Genomic DNA, 17,078 nt, shown 5'->3' with positions numbered 1-17,078 from the left:
TTCCAGATTAACCAATGGTTCGGTTTTTGACTACGTCTCAGCCTGAGATTTTTCAGTGGTCAGATCGGGCAGAGCGGCCTCCCCGCTCCCGGCGCGAGTGGGCACCGGATCGGCCGCAAATCCACGCAGGCCGACGACATGCACGTGCTCTGTGTTGTTAAACACCTTACGCACCAGTTTGTAGGTCGTGCCTTTCTCCGGGCTGATGTTCTCCGGCGCAGCAATCACCAGCTGCATCTCCAGACGTTCACACAGCTCAAACAGCGTGGCGATAGAGCGGGCATCCAGACGGGCCGCTTCATCCAGGAACAGCAGGCGGCAAGGTGAGATATCCTTGCCACGCAGACGGCGGGACTCCTCTTCCCAGCTCTGCACGACCATCACCAGAATCGACATCCCGGTACCGATCGCTTCGCCGGTTGAGAGCGCGCCACTTTCTGCACGCAGCCAGCCATCCGAACCGCGGTTAACTTCGACCTCCATCTCCAGATAGTTGCGGTAGTCCAGCAGCTCCTCACCGATAGTCTGCGGCGTCCGCTGACCCATATCGATATGCGGGTTCAGACGCTGATAGAGCTTCGCCAGCGCCTCTGAGAAGGTCAGACGGTTACTGTTGAAGAGGTCCTGATGCTGTTCATGCTCTTCCGACAGCGTATCCAACAGCATGGCATGGGTTTCGCGAACGTTAACGTTGAGACGTACGCTGCGCACCTGACCAAAGCTGACGGTCTGCAGGCCCTGATTAAGCTGACGGATACGGTTCTGTTCACGCTGGATGGTTTTACGGATGATGTTCGCTGCACTGCGTGAACTGATGGCCAGCATCTGCTCACGTGCGGTCAGCTCTTCCGTCAGGCGATTCAGCTCAATCTCCATCTGCTCAATCGCTTCCACCGGATCGTCAGTCCGGATAATGTCCTGACGAATACGCTCACGCAGATGCTGATAAACGGCGATAAAGAACTGAATTTTACGTTCCGGACGTTTCGGATCTTCCGACAGCCGCAGCACGTCGCGCAGATGCTCATTGTCCGCCACCGCCAGACGCAGCGCACCCAGCGCCTTATCCGACATCGAACGCAGTTCGTCGCCACTCATGTAGGCGAGTTCACGACGATGCAGACGGCGCTCCACGCCATTCTCTTTGACCAGACGCAGCACCGTGCACCAGCCCGCTTTCGCGCTGACCACCTGTTCACGCACCTGATGATACTGGCGTTCCAGCTGGCGCAGTCGCTTCTGCAGATTATCCATCTCCGCTTCGCAGAAGGTCAGCTGTTTCTCCAGCTGATTCCGGCGTGCGCGGTTGTGGCTCAGTGCGGTATAAAGCTCATCGCGACGCGCCCGCGCCCGCGCTTCTGCGCTGCTGTCCGCATGAACGCCAATCGTCTGCATCTCCTGCTGCAGCTCTTTCAGCATGTCGCGCTTGGCATCCCAGGCGCTTTTCAGCGAGGCCAGCAGCTGAGCATATTGGGTCAACTGTGCCTGATGTTCACGCAGACGTTCACGGCAGCGGCTGCGCTCGCCTTCAGCCTGCTCCAGGCGCTGACGCAGTTTGTCGCTGAGGTCATTGTTGCCACTGAGCATGCTGGCTGAATCGTCATAACTGAAGTGAGCACGACGCTGCACCACCTCGGTCAGGGCAAATGCCTGCTGACGGGCGTTGCGCTGCTGCTGCTGCGCCTGCTGATAGTCCGCCTGCAGCTGTTCGTGCTGTTCCGGGTCGCTCTGCAGAACCGCGATGATCGGTTCCAGTTTCGCCAGCTTAGCGCCATGCTGATGCAGGAAGCGCGCCGCATCCTGAGCGGCATCAACCTGCTCACGAATCTCTTCGCAGCGATCGGCCAGGGTGTCATCCAGCAGCAGATTAACGCGCGGCAGCAGGCGGTTTAACTGCGATACGCCCTCTTTCGCCAGCTCATACTGCTGACGCTGCTGCTGATTGTTACTTTCATGCTGATTGAGCGCCCGCTCCAGCTCCCCGCGACGCGCGCCCAGCTGACGAATCTGCGCTTCCGGGTCGGCATCAAAGGCGACGGCCAGATGACTGCCGATAAAGCGACTGAAGGACTGATGCAGACGCTGCGTTTTCTGCACATCGAACGACAGGGTCGCGTAGCGTTCCGCCAGCTTGTCGCGCTCCAGATGCAGCAGCTCAAGCTGGTTTTCACGCGCCGCGCGGCCAAACAGCGGTATTTTCGGGAAGCGGGAGTAGCGCCACTGACGCTCAGCCACTTTTACCACGACCGCATTCTGCAGCTCATCAACACTGAAGACGCTGTCGTCGAATGACTGCGGATCGCCCTCGATCAGATAGAGATCTTCCGGGCACTCTTCCAGTCCGTTCAGTAACTCGCGCACCCGTGAAAGATCAGGTACAACGATCGCATGACGTGACGGACCATAGAGCGCCGAGAAGTACGGCGCATCGTCCAGGGTCACATCATCATAAATCTCTGACAGCAGCACGCCGCCGAAACGTTCTGCCAGCTGGGTCAGACGCGCATCCTCAGCACCGCCCGGCTGACTGAGCCGTTCAATCTGCTGCTCGATGTCGCGTTTACGTGCTGCCACCTCGTCGCGCTCGACGGTGGTTTCACGCTCCTGTTCCAGCAGCTGCTGCATGTACTCGGTGACATCCTGGCTGCTGTTCAGCGCCTGGCCGGTCTGTTCGCTGAGCTGCGTCAGGATCTCCTGGGCGGCGAGCCAGTGCGGCGCGCGCGCCGTCAGGCCTGTAATACGTTCACGCAGCTGTTCGAGCTCCTGGCGCATCTTCATGCGCTGCTCACCCGCGTCAGCCACGCTGCTGTTCAGCTGTTCGATCTGCGCTTCCAGCTCCTGCTGCAGGCCAGCCAGCGCATCCGCGTCGTAGTGCTGCCCCAGACGCTTGCAGAACTCGGCCAGCAGACGCTCAGCCTCATGCTGCTCGCGCAGTCGCTGTTCCAGTTCATTGAGACGCAGACGCAGCGAGGAGAGCTGTTCGGCGTGATGGCGCTGATTGCTGGCATCCCGCAGCAGTTCGCGGCCGGTTTGCCAGGCATCCTGACGACTCACCTCACCGGCGATGCTGGTCACCAGCGCCAGCGCCTGTTCAAACTGACTGTGCGCCGCTTCCGCCACGCTCAGCTTCTGCTCCAGACGCAGCAGGTGCTCTGTCGCTTCCTGCTCTTTAGCCTGGAAGCTCTCCTGCCATTCGGCTGCATTGTCGATGCTCAGGTCGGGCAACTGGCAAAGGGTGCGGGCGCGCTCCAGCGCCTGCAGTGCCTGCTGATACTGAATGGCGCGGGTTTGCTGCACGTCGAGCGCCTGCTGGAAATCAGCCAGCTGACTTTTCAGCTCATCCACTTCCAGCTCAGCCGCTTCAGCCCGTGCTTCGTTCTCTTCCTGAATCTCACGCGCTTCGGCCACCACTTCGGTCTGCTCTTCCAGCCGCAGCGTCAGGTCTTCGATATCGGCATCGTAGCGTTCAATCTTCTCCTGCTGACGCATCGCCGTCTGCACAAGGTTAAGGTGATCGCTGGCGGACTGATAATCGACTTCGAGATCGTTTTCGGCGCCGCTGTGCTCAGCCAGTTCGCGCGCCATTTCAACATGACGATACTGCTCGGTGGCGAGTTGCTTGCGGCTGCTGAACAGTTCATTGCGCAGCTGTAACGCGCTGTCGAGATGAACCCGACGCTCGTTAGCATGGCGCATGTAGTCAGCCGAAACGTAACTGGTCGCCTCAGAGATCAGGTGTTTAAACAGATCGCGATCGGACTGAGTTACGCGGATTGCCTCCAGCGTCATGCGGTTCTCGCGCAGTGCGGCTTCCATATCCTGGAAGGCTTTGCGCACGCCGCTGTTTTCAGGCAGCAGGTAATCACGCAGCGATCGGGTAATCGCACTGGAGATACCGCCGTAGAGCGAGGCTTCGATCAGGCGATAAAACTTGCTGCGATCGCTGGCGGAGCGCAGACGACGCGGCACCACACCCAGATCAAACATCATGGCGTGATAGTCAGTGACCGAGTTATAGGCGCGGAACTGTACCCCTTCCTGCGCCTCAACCCGCTCTTTCACCTCATTCAGCGGCAACACGCGCGCCTGACGGCTGTTCAGCACTTCAGTCAGCATGTCGGTCGGATTGGTGTCGGCAGGCAGACCGTGGATACTGAACGGCTTGATGTCCACCTTTTTATCCCGACCGGCGACCTGCTGCAGGCGAACACCCACCACCACACGCTGGTGGCGTGAGTTCACCACATCCAGCATGGAGTAGCAGACGCCGGCGCGCAGTTTGCCGTGCAGGCCTTTATCGCGCGACCCGGAGGTCGCACCCGCTTCGGTGGTATTACGGAAGTGCAGCAGTGTCAGATCGGGGATCAGCGCGGTGACAAAAGCCGCCATCGTGGTGGACTTACCGGCCCCGTTACCGCCTGACAGCGTGGTAACTAATTCATCAAGATCAAAGGTGCGGGCAAAAAAGCCGTTCCAGTTGATCAGCGTAAGCGAACGAAACTTTCCGCGCTCAATCATGCCTGTTCTTCCTCTGCGTTCTCACTCGCGTCGCTCTCCTGCCCGTCACCTTCATCGGTGTCAACCGGTGCAGTGGCGTTTTCCAGTAGCATCGCTTCCCCGTCACGAATCAGACGAAGCTGCGCTTCACGGGCATCATCCCCGCCGCGCACGTCGGCGCCAAAGCGGAACACCGATTCCGTGATGCGGAATTTGCTGCTGTCGTTGCCGAAAAACCACACCATGCCGAGACGGCGCAGACGGCTCAGTGAGGCGCGCACTTTCTCCTGCAGCTTGGTGCGGTCCAGATCCGACCCGGTTGAACGCTGATTCACCAGCTTCAGCAGCCGGTTCTCGTCCGCCAGCGAGAGCAGTTCATCGTAGAGCTCCTGCTGGGTGAAAATCCCTTCATTGGCCAGCCGTTCCGGGCTGAGATAGAGATAGCAGAGAATTTTCCCGACCATCATATCCAGCTCAGAGAGTACCGAGCGCGGGATCAGCGTGGTTGAGCGCGGACGCAGATAGAAGAAACCTTCCGGCGCACGGATTAACTCCACGTGATAGCGGCTGTAAAACTCTTCGAGAAACGACTGGTAGTCCATCAGAAAAGCGTGGTTATCCAGCTCTTCAATACCGATGTGGCGTCCCGCGCGTAACTGGCTGTCCAGCGCGGGGAAAATCGGGTTGGCCAGTGCCTGTGCCAGCTTAACCGGCATCACTTGTTCAATATTTGTCGATGACATGTGCCTGCACCTTGGCTCCGTAATCATTGATAGCTTGCCATTCCACAGGCAAGCCGGCTAAATCGGCTTCCGCTACGCCAAGACGCACCGCCTGGTCCACCACAATGCGCGCCAGATCGAAATGACGGGCGCGGGGATACTGGGCCAGGTAGTCGCGCATTACTGACGCGAGGTTGAGCGGTTTTTGTTGCAACTTGTAGACCTGCAGCGCTTCTTCAATCATGGCTGCCAGCTGTTCGCGGATTTCGTTGATCTCTTCGTACTCCATCTCCGGCGGCAGTTCGCCCATGACTTCGTCGTTACGCAGCGTCAGGGCCTCATCGCGCATGTCATAGAGACGGTCGGCGTTGGCATAGGTCAGCGCCCACGGCGCGTCGAAATAATTCTGAACCGATACCCGCAGACGCTGCGCAAAGACGCGGTTTTTATCCATGTCGATGGCAGTACGAATAAATTTATGGACGTGGCGGTCGTAGCCGATCCAGAGGTCAATCGCCTGCTGGCCCCAGCTGGTGATTCGGTCAAGTTTGCTCTGCAGATCAAACACCAGCTTGTCGACAAACCCGAGATCCGGGCTGTTCAGCGTGGCATCCTGAATGCGTAACAGGTTTTCCTGCAGCTTGTCACCCGCGGCTTCGAGCGTATCCTGCAGTTCGCGCAGGGTTCCCGAGGTCTCTGAAAGCAGCATTTCGCAGCTGGAGATAGCCGCGCGCCAGTCTTTGTTCAGCAGCTCGGCGATATCGTTTTTGACCGCCTGCTGCTGCTCATCCATCAGACGCTGGGTCATATCGATGCTGTCGAATATCTCTGCCACCGAATATTTCAGCGGCGCGAAAACATTACGGTGCCAGTGAAACTCATCGCCATTTTCCTGGGCGGCATCGGCGGCCCGCTTCAGCTCACTGGCCACAATGGAAAGCTGCATCGACAGGCGCAGGGTCGAAAACTCCCGCTGACGGATGTAGTAGTCGGTGATACCAATCGCCAGCGGCGTCAGGCGATAGATGGCGTTGCCTTCGGTAAGCTCGCTGGTAAAGCGGTTGAGCAGGCGCTGTCGCACCATGTCATTGATGGCGTTATTGGCGCGAACCAGCACGGTTTCATGGGTTTGTTCAAACGCTTTACTGACGTGACGGAAAGCATCAATCAGATCGCCTTCGCTCATTTCGCCGTCCATCCGCTCCCCGTTGAGGGTGGCGATAGCCAGCAAAAAGGCCAGCCGTTCCACTGGCAGCGCAAGGGAAAAGTCATTTTTGCGCGCCCAGGATACCAGTTCAGGTACCGTCTGGGAAAATTCACTCATAATTCGTCCTTCTGCCCGGGTTTACGCGCGGTCACGTGGATGTAACGCCCTAAGCTTAAAAAGGGTTCCTGACGGCAGTAACGCCGCTCCATCTCAATAATTTCATCGTCGCTTTTGGGCTCGCCCTTTGGCGGTTTCATGTAGTCGCTGAAAACCCGGATACCGGCACGCCGCTCAATCACAAAGCCACAGGCCTCCAGCCAGCGATAAACCTGATCGGGATCGCGGGGATAGTCAGGCGATAGCGTGCGCTTTTTGCGTTTGGTCAGGTTGGTGCGCAGATAGCCAAAGTTGCCCAGCGTTAAGGTGCGCAGTGTCAGGCCGTGCAGATTGTAAAACATCAGTGACATGACCCCACCCGGACGCAGCACATCATACAACGCTTTCAGCACCGCCTCCGGTTCGGCGACCCACTCAAGCACAGCGTGGAACAATACCAGATCCACCGGCTTATCCAAATGTTCACCCACCTGCTGGGCGCTAATTTGTCTGAATTGCATGTTGTGGCTCACACCCTGCGCCGTGGCATTTTCTTCCGCCCGGCGCAGCATCTCACCGGAGAGATCGCACAGCAGCACCTGATGGCCCTGCGCCGCCAGACCGCTGGAGACCTGGCCGATTCCGCCACCCGCATCCAGCACGGAGAGCGGATGTGGCGACAGGCCTGGCAGGATCATCGCCAGCTCATCATGGAGAATGGCCTGGCGTATCCGTCCTTTGGTGGTGCCGTATATATTTTGCGAAAATTTATCCGCGAGATCGTCAAAGTTACGATCCTGCATGGCATGCGCTCCGGTATGCTGCGGTAAGACTTGTGCTATTTTGTCACAGGCACCAGAAGAATGAACCTTTCATCCCCATCTTCCCTTCCGGGTGCTCTATTTTCGGACAACAGGACGCGTTTTTGATGTTATTTACCCTGAAAAAAGTGATTGGCGGGCTGCTTTTACCCCTGCCGTTTCTGCTTTTGCTGATGGCATTGGGCATTTTACTGCTTTGGCTGACTGACTGGCAGAAAAGCGGTAAAACCGTGATCTCTGTCAGCTGGCTGTTACTGCTGCTTCTGAGTCTGCAACCGCTGGCCGATCGCCTGCTGTTGCCGCTGGATAGCCGTTATCCGACCTGGAACGGCACCCGTGAGGTGGATTACATCGTCGTGCTGGGCGGAGGCTACACGTTCAATCCGGCGTGGGCGCCGAGCTCAAACCTGCTGAACAACAGCCTGCCGCGCGTGGCAGAAGGAGTGCGTCAGTGGCAACGCAATCCGCAATCGACCCTGATTTTCACCGGCGCCGCAGGCGGCACCAATCCGGAGAGCAGCGCCTGGGTCGCGGCACAGGTAGCCGAAAGTTTGGGGGTTCCCCCGGCACATATTCAGCTTCTCGATCAGCCGCGCGATACGGCGGATGAGGCGCAGGCGGTGAAAGGCGTGGTGGGTGAACATCCATTCCTGCTGGTCACATCCGCGAATCATATGCCGCGGGCAATACGTTTTTTCCACGCGGTCGGATTGCAGCCGATTGCCGCACCCGCCAACCAGCTGGCAATTACCTCGCCGCTGAATGGATGGGAGCGGGCGATACCTTCCCCGATCTGGCTGAGTCACAGCGAACGGGCGGTGTATGAAACGCTTGGCGCACTATTGCAGAGGCTGAAAGGCGAGAAACCGGACTCAGCCGAGCCAGGGAAGTAGCTGCGCGCAGGCATGGTCAAAACGGGGACGATTAAAGGTGCCGGTCTGGATCAGCTGGTCGACACAGTCCCACACCTGATAAACCCACCGACGCCAGACAAATCCTTCTGAAACCGGTGCCCGCTGCAGATAGCTGTGCAGCAGCGCGGTTTCAGCAGGAGAGTCATCCAGATGGATGAGATCAATCTCACGCGGTGCCCAGAGGAGCGGGCCGGGCTGGGTCATCGCGATTAGCTGATCGCTGCGGCTGTTTTTCAGCATGCTTTGCAGCCGGACGTTGCCATGCACCATTACGCAGGGATCGTCAAAGCCGCGGAACAGATGCGCCAGTCGCGCCCGGCAGCGAAACAGAATCTGGCGATCTTCGAGCGTCAAAGCCGGTGGTCGCAGATAATTCAGCGTCGCCCACAGCACCTCAACCCGCTGAGCATACCAGGCGGGCCAGCGATTCTGCTGAGTGCTGTCCACCGTACCCACCAGCCCATGGCTGTCGAGCCGATGCCAGGCAAGCAGCCCCTCGACTACCTGCTCACAAAACTGCTGCCAGCGCTGAGCATCCCGCGCCGGGGCCTCCGCCGTCACGCCATTGAGTCGCGCCAGCAGAAGCATTTCATGAACCGGAGGACGCTGGCTCATCACCAGACCATACACGGCTGGCACCGCAATCCGTCCGGCCTGACCGAGCAACGTCAGCTTTTTCGCTTCTATTGCTGCCCGGCCCTGATGACGAAAATATTTTGCCACGACCGGCATAGGGAGGCCTTCCCGATCGTATAACGCATAAAGTCGGGTGGGCGGCTGTTCGCTGATGATTTCGAGGCGGCTGATCGTTTCCCCCAGCGCCAGCGTGAGTTCCGATTTAAGCTCTTCCATGCGGCATCCTCCTCAGATGAGTATCACAATATCCTGAAGGAAGTGTTGGCGATAAGTTTAGTGGCGGATCAATATGGTTGTGCGGAAACGGGGAGACAGGCTCCCCGATAATCAGGCCTGCATGGCCTCGCGGACACGTTGCAGATCGTCTGGCGTGTCTACCCCCACGCTGGGAATAGTTTGCGCAACAGCAACATGAATTTTCTCGCCGTACCATAACACCCGCAGCTGTTCGAGCAGCTCAATCTGCTCCAGCGGACAAGGTGCCCAGGCAACATAGCGGCGGATAAAACCGGCACGATAGGCGTAAATACCAATGTGGCGCAGCAGCGTGTCACCAATCTGGTCGCGTGACGCAGCATAGCGTTCACGATCCCAAGGGATAGTCGCCCGTGAAAAATAGAGCGCGTAACCCTGCGCATCCATGACCACTTTCACCGCATTGGGATTAAACGCTTCCTCCGCATCCGTGATGGGTACAGCCAGCGTCGCCATGCCCGCGGCCGACCCCGCCAGATTATTCGCCACCTGACGCACAATCTCTGCCGGAATCATCGGTTCGTCGCCCTGCACGTTGACGATGATTTCATCATCAGCAAACTGATACTTTTCGATCACTTCCGCCAGCCGCTCTGTGCCGGACTGATGATCGGCGCGCGTCATGCAGACTTCGCCGCCTGCCGCTTCCACGGCCTGCGCCACATCGGGATGATCGGTGGCCACAATGACCCGGCTGGCACCCGACTCGCGGGCGCGCTCCATCACATGCACCACCATCGGTTTACCATGAATATCGAGCAGCGGCTTGCCGGGTAAGCGGGTTGACGCATAACGTGCAGGAATGATGGCGGTGAAACTCATGGATGAATCTCTTCAACAGAGAGCGTACGGGCTTCTGTTTCCAGCAGTACCGGAATCCCCTCTCTGACCGGAAAGGCCAGGCCATCGGGTTTGCAGATCAGCTCCTGCTGAGCATTGTTAAAGTAGAGTTTGCCATTACAGACCGGGCAGGCAACGATTTCGAGTAAACGATGATCCATATGTCCTCCATCAGGGAGCAAATGCTTAAGGGGTAAAGCATACCATAGCCCGCTTCATGCGGGATGGGGTAAAACGTTCTCTGCGGCAGCTGCCGCAAAAGAGATTATGCCAGTGTCCACAGCGCAGGCCAGCAATCGCTAAGGGCCTCTGGCATGTTGAGGATGACGACGCTCTCTGCACCCTGCCATGCGGCGAAACGTTCGATCGCGCGCCGGATATCCACGACAAAGCGTGCCGTCACACGGGTCTTCTCTTCAAGCCAGATATTTTTAATTTCCAGCTGTTTAGCCTTACGCAGCATGCGGGCATCCAGCCGGCCTTTCAGCTGACCGCGATGGAGAATGGGCAGCACAAAATAGCCAAATTTCCGCTTTTCCGCCGGGGTATAGCACTCAATACGATAGTCAAAGCTGAACAGCTCCAGTACACGTTTGCGATCCCAGACCACCGGATCAAACGGCGACAACAGCGCGCTGTGCGTCGCCTGCAGCGGGGTCTCCAGTAACGGCAGCAGGTCCCGGTGAAGCCACATCGCCCCCAGCCCTTCCGTGTTGACGGCCACCAGTTCTCCGGCTGCCTGCGCCTCGGCGATAAACGCGTTCAGCGGTGCCCGTTTCAGACGGTAGTAGTCGGCCAGCCAGGCAGTGCGAAAGATACCCAGACTGCGGGCACTGTTCAGCAACATCTGGTGGATGGCTTCCGCTTCGCTGATGCCATGGATGGCATCCTGCCAGTCAGGCATCACGCGGCTGCGCAGGTCATAGACTCGCTGAAAATTGCGGCGTTCGGTAACCATCAGTTCACCGGCGCTGAAGAGATTTTCCAGATGGCGCTTATGCGGTTTCCATGCCCACCATCCCGATTTTAGGTTATCAGCATGGCTGAAGTCGGCGGCCCGTACCGGCCCCTTCTCCCTGATCTGCTGCAGGAGATCGGCTATTTCCTGCTGATGCTCAGCAACCCACTGCGCATTATATTTCCAGCCCAGCCGCTCCGGCGACAGCATGCGATGACGCAGAAGCCGGTAATCAGCGCGGGGAATAAAGCAGGCCTCGTGCGCCCAGTATTCAAACAGCTCACCCTCAGCCAGCGCCTGTTCCAGCCAGCGCTGTGGAAAGTCACCAAGACGGCTGAAAAGCACCATATAGGGACTGCGGGCCACCACATGGATCGTATCAATCTGCAGCAGCGACATGCGGGAGATGCACGCGATCAGATCCTGATAGACCGCGCGCTTTGCGGGGGCGCGCAGCAGGCCCTGGGCGGCAAGATGAAGGTGACGGGCCTGCTGTAACGAAAGTGAATGCGTGGTGTTCATTCTTTTCCTTATCAGGCCTCACCTGAATGCGCATTGGGGGTTCAGGGCTTGCGGCGGCAGAGCTGTTCGATATCGTCCAGTAAGGGCGTCACGGCCTGGCCGGATAACCGGGCATCTACCGGCAGATACCACCACGACGGCTGAGCAAACGGACGGCATTTCACCGCGTCCTTTTCGGTCATCAGCAGTTGCTGGCCCGGCTGCAGTAAGCGGGTCAGCTCATCTTCGCTGTAGGCGTGATGATCGGCAAAGGCGACTTCTGCCAGCGGCGTCATACCCTGCTGCTTCAGCGTGTTGAAAAAGCGGGGCGGATGACCAATACCGGCCATCGCCACCACCGCCTCCAGCTGCTGCAACGGACAGGTTTCGCCGGTCAGCAGATTAGTGGCCAGGCCAGGCTGGAGATGCATGGCAATCTCGCCGGCCAGTGCATCGCCGCCGTTGATGATTACCGCATCAACCTGCTGCAGACGACTGGCACGTTCGCGCATCGGACCGGCGGGCAACCACCAGCCATTACCGAAGCGACGCAGGCCGTCCACCACCACAATTTCCCGGTCGCGCTGCAGAGCGTAATGCTGCAGGCCATCATCCGTGATAATGACATCCAGCGGGCCCTGCTGCAGTAACGCCTCAATTGCCTGTTGACGCCGGGGGGCGACCGCGACCGGTGCCCCGGTGCGCTGGGCAATCAGGACCGGTTCATCCCCGGCCTGATCGGTGCCGGTCTGGTTGGTCACCCGCAGAGGATAGTGATCCGCCTTGCCGCCATATCCCCTGGAGACGACCCCCACACGCAGCCCGCGCTGCTGCAGCGCCTCAACCAGCCAGATCACCACCGGCGTTTTTCCATTGCCGCCAGCGGTTAAGTTGCCCACCACCACAACCGGCAAGGGCGCACGCCAGCTTTTTCGCCAGCCCCGGCGGTAACTGAAACGTATCAGAGCCGTAATCGCCCCATACAGCAGGCTTAATGGCCAGAGCAGAAGCCACAGCGGTGAGCGACCACTCCAGATACGTTCAATCATTGGCCGAATTGCATCTTGTGCAGCTGGGCATAGGCACCGCGTTCAGCCAGCAGCACCTGATGCGTTCCGCGTTCAACGATCTGACCATCTTCAATCACCACAATCTCATCCGCTTTTTCAATCGTGGAGAGTCGATGCGCAATCACCAGCGAGGTGCGGTTCTTCTGCAACTCATCCAGGGCTGACTGAATCGCACGTTCGGACTCGGTATCCAGAGCTGAGGTCGCTTCATCGAGGATCAGAATCGGACAATCGCGCAGCAGGGCACGGGCGATGGCAATACGCTGACGCTGGCCGCCAGACAGCAGCACGCCATTCTCACCAATGACCGTATCCAGGCCTTTATCCATTTTATTGATAAAGTCCATGGCGTGCGCCATGGTCGCTGCCCGTTCAATCTCCTCACGGCTGTATTGCTCACTGCGCGCATAGGCGATGTTATTGGCAATCGTGTCGTTGAAGAGATGCACATTCTGCGACACCAGCGCCACCTGATTACGCAGCGAACGCAGGGTGTAGTCACGCAGGTCAAAACCGTCCAGCAGAATTTCACCCTGCTGGATGTCATAAAAGCGGGTCAGCAGGCTCGCCATCGTGGACTTACCGGAACCGGAACGGCCCACCAGCGCGACCGTTTTTCCGGCGGGCAGCGACAGATTGATATTGCGCAGTGCCGGGACTTCACGGCCCGGATAGGTAAAGGTCACGTCGCGGAACTCAATATCACCTTTGGCGCGGGTAATTTCGCGGGTGCCATTGTCCACTTCCTGTTCACTGTCCAGAATGGAGAACAGGGTCTGACAGGCTGCCATGCCGCGCTGGAACTGGGCATTGACGTTGGTCAGAGACTTAAGCGGGCGCATCAGAGCAATCATCGAAGAGAAGACCACGGTGATGGTGCCAGCGGTCAGGGTATCCATGACGCTCGGGAAACTGGCGGCGTAAAGAACAAAAGCCAGGGCCAGAGAGGCGATCAGCTGAATCACCGGATCGGAAATAGAGGAGGCTGAGACCAGCTTCATTCCCTGCTGACGCATACGGTTACTGACGCGGTTAAAGCGCTCTGACTCAATTTCCTGACCGCCAAAAATCAGTACCTCTTTATGTCCTTTCAGCATCTGCTCGGCGCTGGTGGTCACCTGCCCCATGGTGTTCTGCATACTTTTGCTGATTGAACGGAAGCGCTTAGAAACGGTGCGGATGGCAAAGGAGACGATAGGTGCCAGCACGATCAGGATTAACGACAGCTGCCAGCTGTAGTAGAACATCATGATAAACAGGCCAATAATCGATGCCCCTTCACGCACCACGGTGACCAGCGCACCGGAAGAGGAGGAGGCGACCTGTTCAGAGTCATAAGTGATACGCGACAGCAGGGTGCCGGTCGACTGCTGGTCAAAAAACGAAACCGGCATGCCCATCATATGGCTGAACAGGCGACGGCGAATATTCATCACGACATTGCCGGAGACCCAGGAGATGCAGTAGCTGGAGATATAGCTGGTTACGCCACGTACCAGCATCAGGCCGATCACCACCAACGGCATCCACAGCATCACTGACCGGTCGGCTTTACCAAAACCATCATCCAGTAACGGTTTCAACAGGGAGAGCATTAAGGCGTCGCCCGCAGCATTAATAATCAGGGCGACAGAGGCCACAATTAATCCCGCTTTATTTGGCGCGATCATCGGCCAGAGTCGGCGGAACGTCTGCCACGTAGAGAGATCTTTATCTTGATGCATTATTTATTCACGCTGTTGGAAATAGCCGGCCATTCTACCTGGAATCACGTTTGACGCCAAACCACTGATGATACCAACGGGGCATTAATTGATCCCGCAGGCTGAAAACCTGCACGCTGCCCTGCTCTATCCTGATGCTGATTTGCCCTGACTGCCCGGTATCCAGCCAGTGAAAACCGGCGGCGTGATAGGCTTCCACGACCCGTTTTGCAGGCATACGCCATGCATTGTAGCGCGCCAGAGAGGCGATGGCGGTGTGGCCTGCCGCTTTGCGCAGCAGCAGTGAAGTGGACGAAGTGCGACTGCCGTGGTGCGGCACCTGCAGGATATCGACCTTCAATCCCTCCTTTTCCAGGGCCACCAGCTGACGCTCCGCCCTGGCTTCAATATCGCCGGTTAACATCAGCCGCACCTGACCATCATCAACAATCATCACGCAGGAGTCGTAGTTTCCACCGGGTAAAGGGGCCGTCAGCGGCCAGATGACCCGAAAAGTGAGCTGTCGCCAGCGCCACTGCGTGCCACGCACACAGGGTAAGTGCGTCCTGTCCGCCAGCGCACTTCTGATTTCCGCTGCGGGCCAGCGCTTTTTGATCGCATCCAGCCCGCCGGTATGATCAAGATGTTTATGGCTGAGGATCACCTGCTTCAGGCGCAGCTGCCTGCGCTCCAGCCACGGAATAATCACCCGACTGCCTGCATTATCGTTCTGCCAGCGTGGCCCGGTGTCATAGATCACCGCCTCGTCGCCCTGGCTGATCACCAGGCTCAATCCGTGTCCGATATCCAGCATATCGATACGCCAGCCCCGTTCCTGATTGGGCTGGCGACTGAGTATCATCGCCAGGGCGATCGCGCTGCTGCTCACAGGAAAAGCGAAAAAGAGCTGCGCGCGCCAGAGGATCAGGCCGCCCCAGACCATGACCGTAAACCAGGTTGTGCCACTCAGTGGATACCAGCCCGTCGGCAGCTGCTTCAGGCAGTAAAACAGCGCTCGCAGGGAAAGATCGGCCGCGCTCCAGAAGAAGCCGGAGAGCTGTGTGACCGGCAACAGCATAGCGAGCGTCATCAGGGGCATGGTAAGGAATGAGACGACCGGAATCGCGACGAAATTTGCCATCAGGGCCGTCAAGCTGATGCCGTTAAAAATCGCCACCTGCAGCGGTACCATTAAAATCATCATGCCCGCCTGAAGATGCAGCAGCTGAAGCGGCAGCCAGCGTCGTTGATGCCGAAGCGCGGCAGGCAAGGGAAACCAGTGATACCAGACCAGCAGCATGCCGACAGCCAGTACCGAGAGCCAGAAACTGTCAGAGAGTACGGTTAAGGGTTCTGCCACCAGCAGCAGTGCAATACAGAATGTCCAGACCTGCCAGCTGTTCAGTTGAATACCGGCAGTCCGGGTTATTCCCCATAGCGTCAGGGCAAGCAATGAACGCTCTGCGGGCGGCTGCGCCCCTGAAAGCCAGGTATAGAGTGCGGCGAACAGCCAGCTCACGATGAGAGGAAAAAGATAGCCGACACAGCGGACTGGCAAAAAGAACTGCACGCCGCGCGCAATCAGCCAGCCGGTGCTGGCCGCTAAGGCGATGTGCATACCGGAGATCGCCATCAGGTGCGCAGTGCCCGTCTCCCGCAGAAGCTGACGCGTCTGCTGGCTCATCTCATCACGAACGCCAAACGCCAGCGCTTCCAGCGTCGCCCGTGAAGCGAGGCCGCGGGTGCTCTCCCGATGCCCCAGAATAAACCGCCAGCGCGCGTCACAGCGCTCATCAATTGCGACCTGCTTCAGGATCCGACCCTGTAGCGGCGTATTGTTAGCGAGTGCGAAACGCTGGGCATCAAAATCGCCTTCGTTGAGACGGGCATGGACCGGTCGCAGACGCAGTTGCATCGTCCAGCGCTGTCCGGGACAGTAGAGCGCTGAGTCAGCATCGAAATAGATCCAGGCGAAGCGCGGCGGAAATATCCTTCTGCCCTCTTCTTCCAGCAGGCGAACCTGGATTTGCCTGCGCGCCTGGCGCAGTTCAGCGATTTGAATCTTATAGGTCCTGGTACGTGCAGAGAAATGTTCAATGTCCCGCACCATCAGACGGGCGTCGTAGCACGCCCAGCTCAGAAGCAGCAGCGTGATACCGATCAGACGAACGGGCTGATAAGGAGAATGCAGCAGCGCCAGACCGGTAAGAAGGAACATCAGTATCATCTGGCCTGAAGGCAGCCGGGCCATCAGCAGTAGCGGCAGTGTGGCCACAATCGTCAGTCGCGCCAGAACAGTCCATGTCAGCATAATCATATCCATCGGGTCAGTTCGGTAAGTCTGAACCCCTCAGGAGAAAGTAACAGGAGAGAATTGCGCTGGCCCGAGCGGGCTCGCAAAGAACTTGTGATGGATAGCGTCAGATGAGAACAGCGTGGATAGCCGATCGCAGACAGGATAGCGGGCAAAAAAAACGACATCCGGAGATGTCGTTTATCGGGTTCGGTATCGGCTTAGCCGTAAATATTTGCGCGATCGCGAAGCTCTTTGCCTGGCTTAAAGTGGGGAACGTATTTACCTTCCAGATCCACTTTGTCACCCGTTTTCGGGTTACGCCCGGTGCGCGGAGCGCGATAGTGCAAAGAAAAGCTGCCGAATCCCCGGATTTCGATGCGCTCACCCTGTGCCAGCGTCGTGGCCATGTGCTCGAGCATCTCTTTTACTGCATCCTCAACGACTTTCGCCGGTATATGAGTATGCTGTCCCGCCAGTCTTTCAATCAGTTCTGACTTGGTCATGTAACCTCCGGTTTATCCCTCAGGGAAAGTATGACAGCTTTTACCGAAACCGGGTGGTT

Annotated in this window: 13 protein-coding genes; 1 reads left to right on the top strand and 12 read right to left on the bottom strand. The window is 58.0% G+C overall.

Features of this window, described 5'->3' with window-relative positions:
* Positions 1 to 30 precede the first annotated feature (30 nt).
* The 4 genes from mukB to cmoM are packed head-to-tail and all read right to left on the bottom strand — an operon-like array spanning position 31 to position 7,325.
* Complete coding sequence (mukB, locus tag AC1V0D_RS02885) at positions 31 to 4,518, bottom strand: chromosome partition protein MukB (RefSeq protein ID WP_482906942.1); 4,488 nt, start codon at positions 4,516 to 4,518, stop codon at positions 31 to 33.
* On the bottom strand, positions 4,515 to 5,240 hold the full coding sequence (gene mukE / locus AC1V0D_RS02880; RefSeq protein ID WP_009091092.1) for a chromosome partition protein MukE: 726 nt from the start codon (positions 5,238 to 5,240) through the stop codon (positions 4,515 to 4,517). Before mukE ends, mukB begins: the two co-directional genes overlap by 4 nt.
* Positions 5,221 to 6,543, bottom strand: a complete 1,323-nt coding sequence (gene mukF, locus AC1V0D_RS02875; RefSeq protein WP_009091093.1) for a chromosome partition protein MukF — start codon at positions 6,541 to 6,543, stop codon at positions 5,221 to 5,223. The genes mukE and mukF overlap by 20 nt, the downstream gene beginning before the upstream one ends.
* Complete coding sequence (gene cmoM, locus AC1V0D_RS02870; RefSeq protein ID WP_058957450.1) at positions 6,540 to 7,325, bottom strand: tRNA uridine 5-oxyacetic acid(34) methyltransferase CmoM; 786 nt, start codon at positions 7,323 to 7,325, stop codon at positions 6,540 to 6,542. The genes mukF and cmoM overlap by 4 nt, the downstream gene beginning before the upstream one ends.
* A gap of 125 nt (positions 7,326 to 7,450) precedes the next feature.
* Here cmoM and elyC point away from each other — a divergent pair, with 125 nt between their 5' ends.
* A complete protein-coding gene (gene elyC, locus AC1V0D_RS02865) occupies positions 7,451 to 8,236 on the top strand; it encodes an envelope biogenesis factor ElyC (protein WP_482907393.1) in 786 nt (261 codons plus the stop codon).
* On the opposite strand, the gene AC1V0D_RS02860 is transcribed toward elyC, so the two are convergent.
* The 8 genes from AC1V0D_RS02860 to ihfB form a co-directional block, all read right to left on the bottom strand.
* Positions 8,216 to 9,109 (bottom strand): protein kinase family protein, encoded by an 894-nt coding sequence (locus tag AC1V0D_RS02860; protein ID WP_140924423.1) that lies wholly within the window; start codon positions 9,107 to 9,109, stop codon positions 8,216 to 8,218. The genes elyC and AC1V0D_RS02860 overlap by 21 nt on opposite strands.
* Positions 9,110 to 9,220: 111 nt before the next feature.
* Positions 9,221 to 9,970, bottom strand: a complete 750-nt coding sequence (kdsB, locus tag AC1V0D_RS02855; protein WP_009091099.1) for a 3-deoxy-manno-octulosonate cytidylyltransferase — start codon at positions 9,968 to 9,970, stop codon at positions 9,221 to 9,223.
* A complete protein-coding gene (locus AC1V0D_RS02850) occupies positions 9,967 to 10,149 on the bottom strand; it encodes a Trm112 family protein (RefSeq protein WP_009091101.1) in 183 nt (60 codons plus the stop codon). Before AC1V0D_RS02850 ends, kdsB begins: the two co-directional genes overlap by 4 nt.
* A gap of 104 nt (positions 10,150 to 10,253) precedes the next feature.
* Positions 10,254 to 11,468, bottom strand: a complete 1,215-nt coding sequence (locus tag AC1V0D_RS02845) for a winged helix-turn-helix domain-containing protein (protein WP_009091103.1) — start codon at positions 11,466 to 11,468, stop codon at positions 10,254 to 10,256.
* A gap of 41 nt (positions 11,469 to 11,509) precedes the next feature.
* Positions 11,510 to 12,496: a tetraacyldisaccharide 4'-kinase gene (gene lpxK, locus AC1V0D_RS02840; protein ID WP_009091105.1), complete on the bottom strand. Its 987-nt coding sequence runs from the start codon at positions 12,494 to 12,496 to the stop codon at positions 11,510 to 11,512.
* Complete coding sequence (gene msbA, locus AC1V0D_RS02835; protein WP_482906941.1) at positions 12,493 to 14,241, bottom strand: lipid A ABC transporter ATP-binding protein/permease MsbA; 1,749 nt, start codon at positions 14,239 to 14,241, stop codon at positions 12,493 to 12,495. Before msbA ends, lpxK begins: the two co-directional genes overlap by 4 nt.
* A gap of 34 nt (positions 14,242 to 14,275) precedes the next feature.
* Positions 14,276 to 16,531: a DNA internalization-related competence protein ComEC/Rec2 gene (locus AC1V0D_RS02830; protein WP_482906940.1), complete on the bottom strand. Its 2,256-nt coding sequence runs from the start codon at positions 16,529 to 16,531 to the stop codon at positions 14,276 to 14,278.
* Between the two features lie 203 nt (positions 16,532 to 16,734).
* Positions 16,735 to 17,019 (bottom strand): integration host factor subunit beta, encoded by a 285-nt coding sequence (ihfB, locus tag AC1V0D_RS02825; protein WP_003849360.1) that lies wholly within the window; start codon positions 17,017 to 17,019, stop codon positions 16,735 to 16,737.
* Positions 17,020 to 17,078: the final 59 nt, after the last annotated feature.

It is taken from the genome of Pantoea sp. PA1 (assembly GCF_056856975.1).
Note: the sequence above shows the minus strand (reverse complement) of the source record. Positions and strands in the feature narration are given on the sequence as shown.

Excerpts from the sequence above, each read along its gene's own strand:
- lpxK (WP_009091105.1), bottom strand. The coding sequence starts at position 12,496 with ATGATTGAACGTATCTGGAGTGGTCGCTCACCGCTGTGGCTTCTGCTC.
- elyC (WP_482907393.1), top strand. The coding sequence starts at position 7,451 with ATGTTATTTACCCTGAAAAAAGTGATTGGCGGGCTGCTTTTACCCCTG.
- AC1V0D_RS02845 (WP_009091103.1), bottom strand. The coding sequence starts at position 11,468 with ATGAACACCACGCATTCACTTTCGTTACAGCAGGCCCGTCACCTTCAT.
- AC1V0D_RS02860 (WP_140924423.1), bottom strand. The coding sequence starts at position 9,109 with ATGGAAGAGCTTAAATCGGAACTCACGCTGGCGCTGGGGGAAACGATC.
- AC1V0D_RS02850 (WP_009091101.1), bottom strand. The coding sequence starts at position 10,149 with ATGGATCATCGTTTACTCGAAATCGTTGCCTGCCCGGTCTGTAATGGC.
- mukF (WP_009091093.1), bottom strand. The coding sequence starts at position 6,543 with ATGAGTGAATTTTCCCAGACGGTACCTGAACTGGTATCCTGGGCGCGC.
- mukE (WP_009091092.1), bottom strand. The coding sequence starts at position 5,240 with ATGTCATCGACAAATATTGAACAAGTGATGCCGGTTAAGCTGGCACAG.
- kdsB (WP_009091099.1), bottom strand. The coding sequence starts at position 9,970 with ATGAGTTTCACCGCCATCATTCCTGCACGTTATGCGTCAACCCGCTTA.
- mukB (WP_482906942.1), bottom strand. The coding sequence starts at position 4,518 with ATGATTGAGCGCGGAAAGTTTCGTTCGCTTACGCTGATCAACTGGAAC.
- AC1V0D_RS02830 (WP_482906940.1), bottom strand. The coding sequence starts at position 16,531 with ATGCTGACATGGACTGTTCTGGCGCGACTGACGATTGTGGCCACACTG.
- msbA (WP_482906941.1), bottom strand. The coding sequence starts at position 14,241 with ATGCATCAAGATAAAGATCTCTCTACGTGGCAGACGTTCCGCCGACTC.
- cmoM (WP_058957450.1), bottom strand. The coding sequence starts at position 7,325 with ATGCAGGATCGTAACTTTGACGATCTCGCGGATAAATTTTCGCAAAAT.
- ihfB (WP_003849360.1), bottom strand. The coding sequence starts at position 17,019 with ATGACCAAGTCAGAACTGATTGAAAGACTGGCGGGACAGCATACTCAT.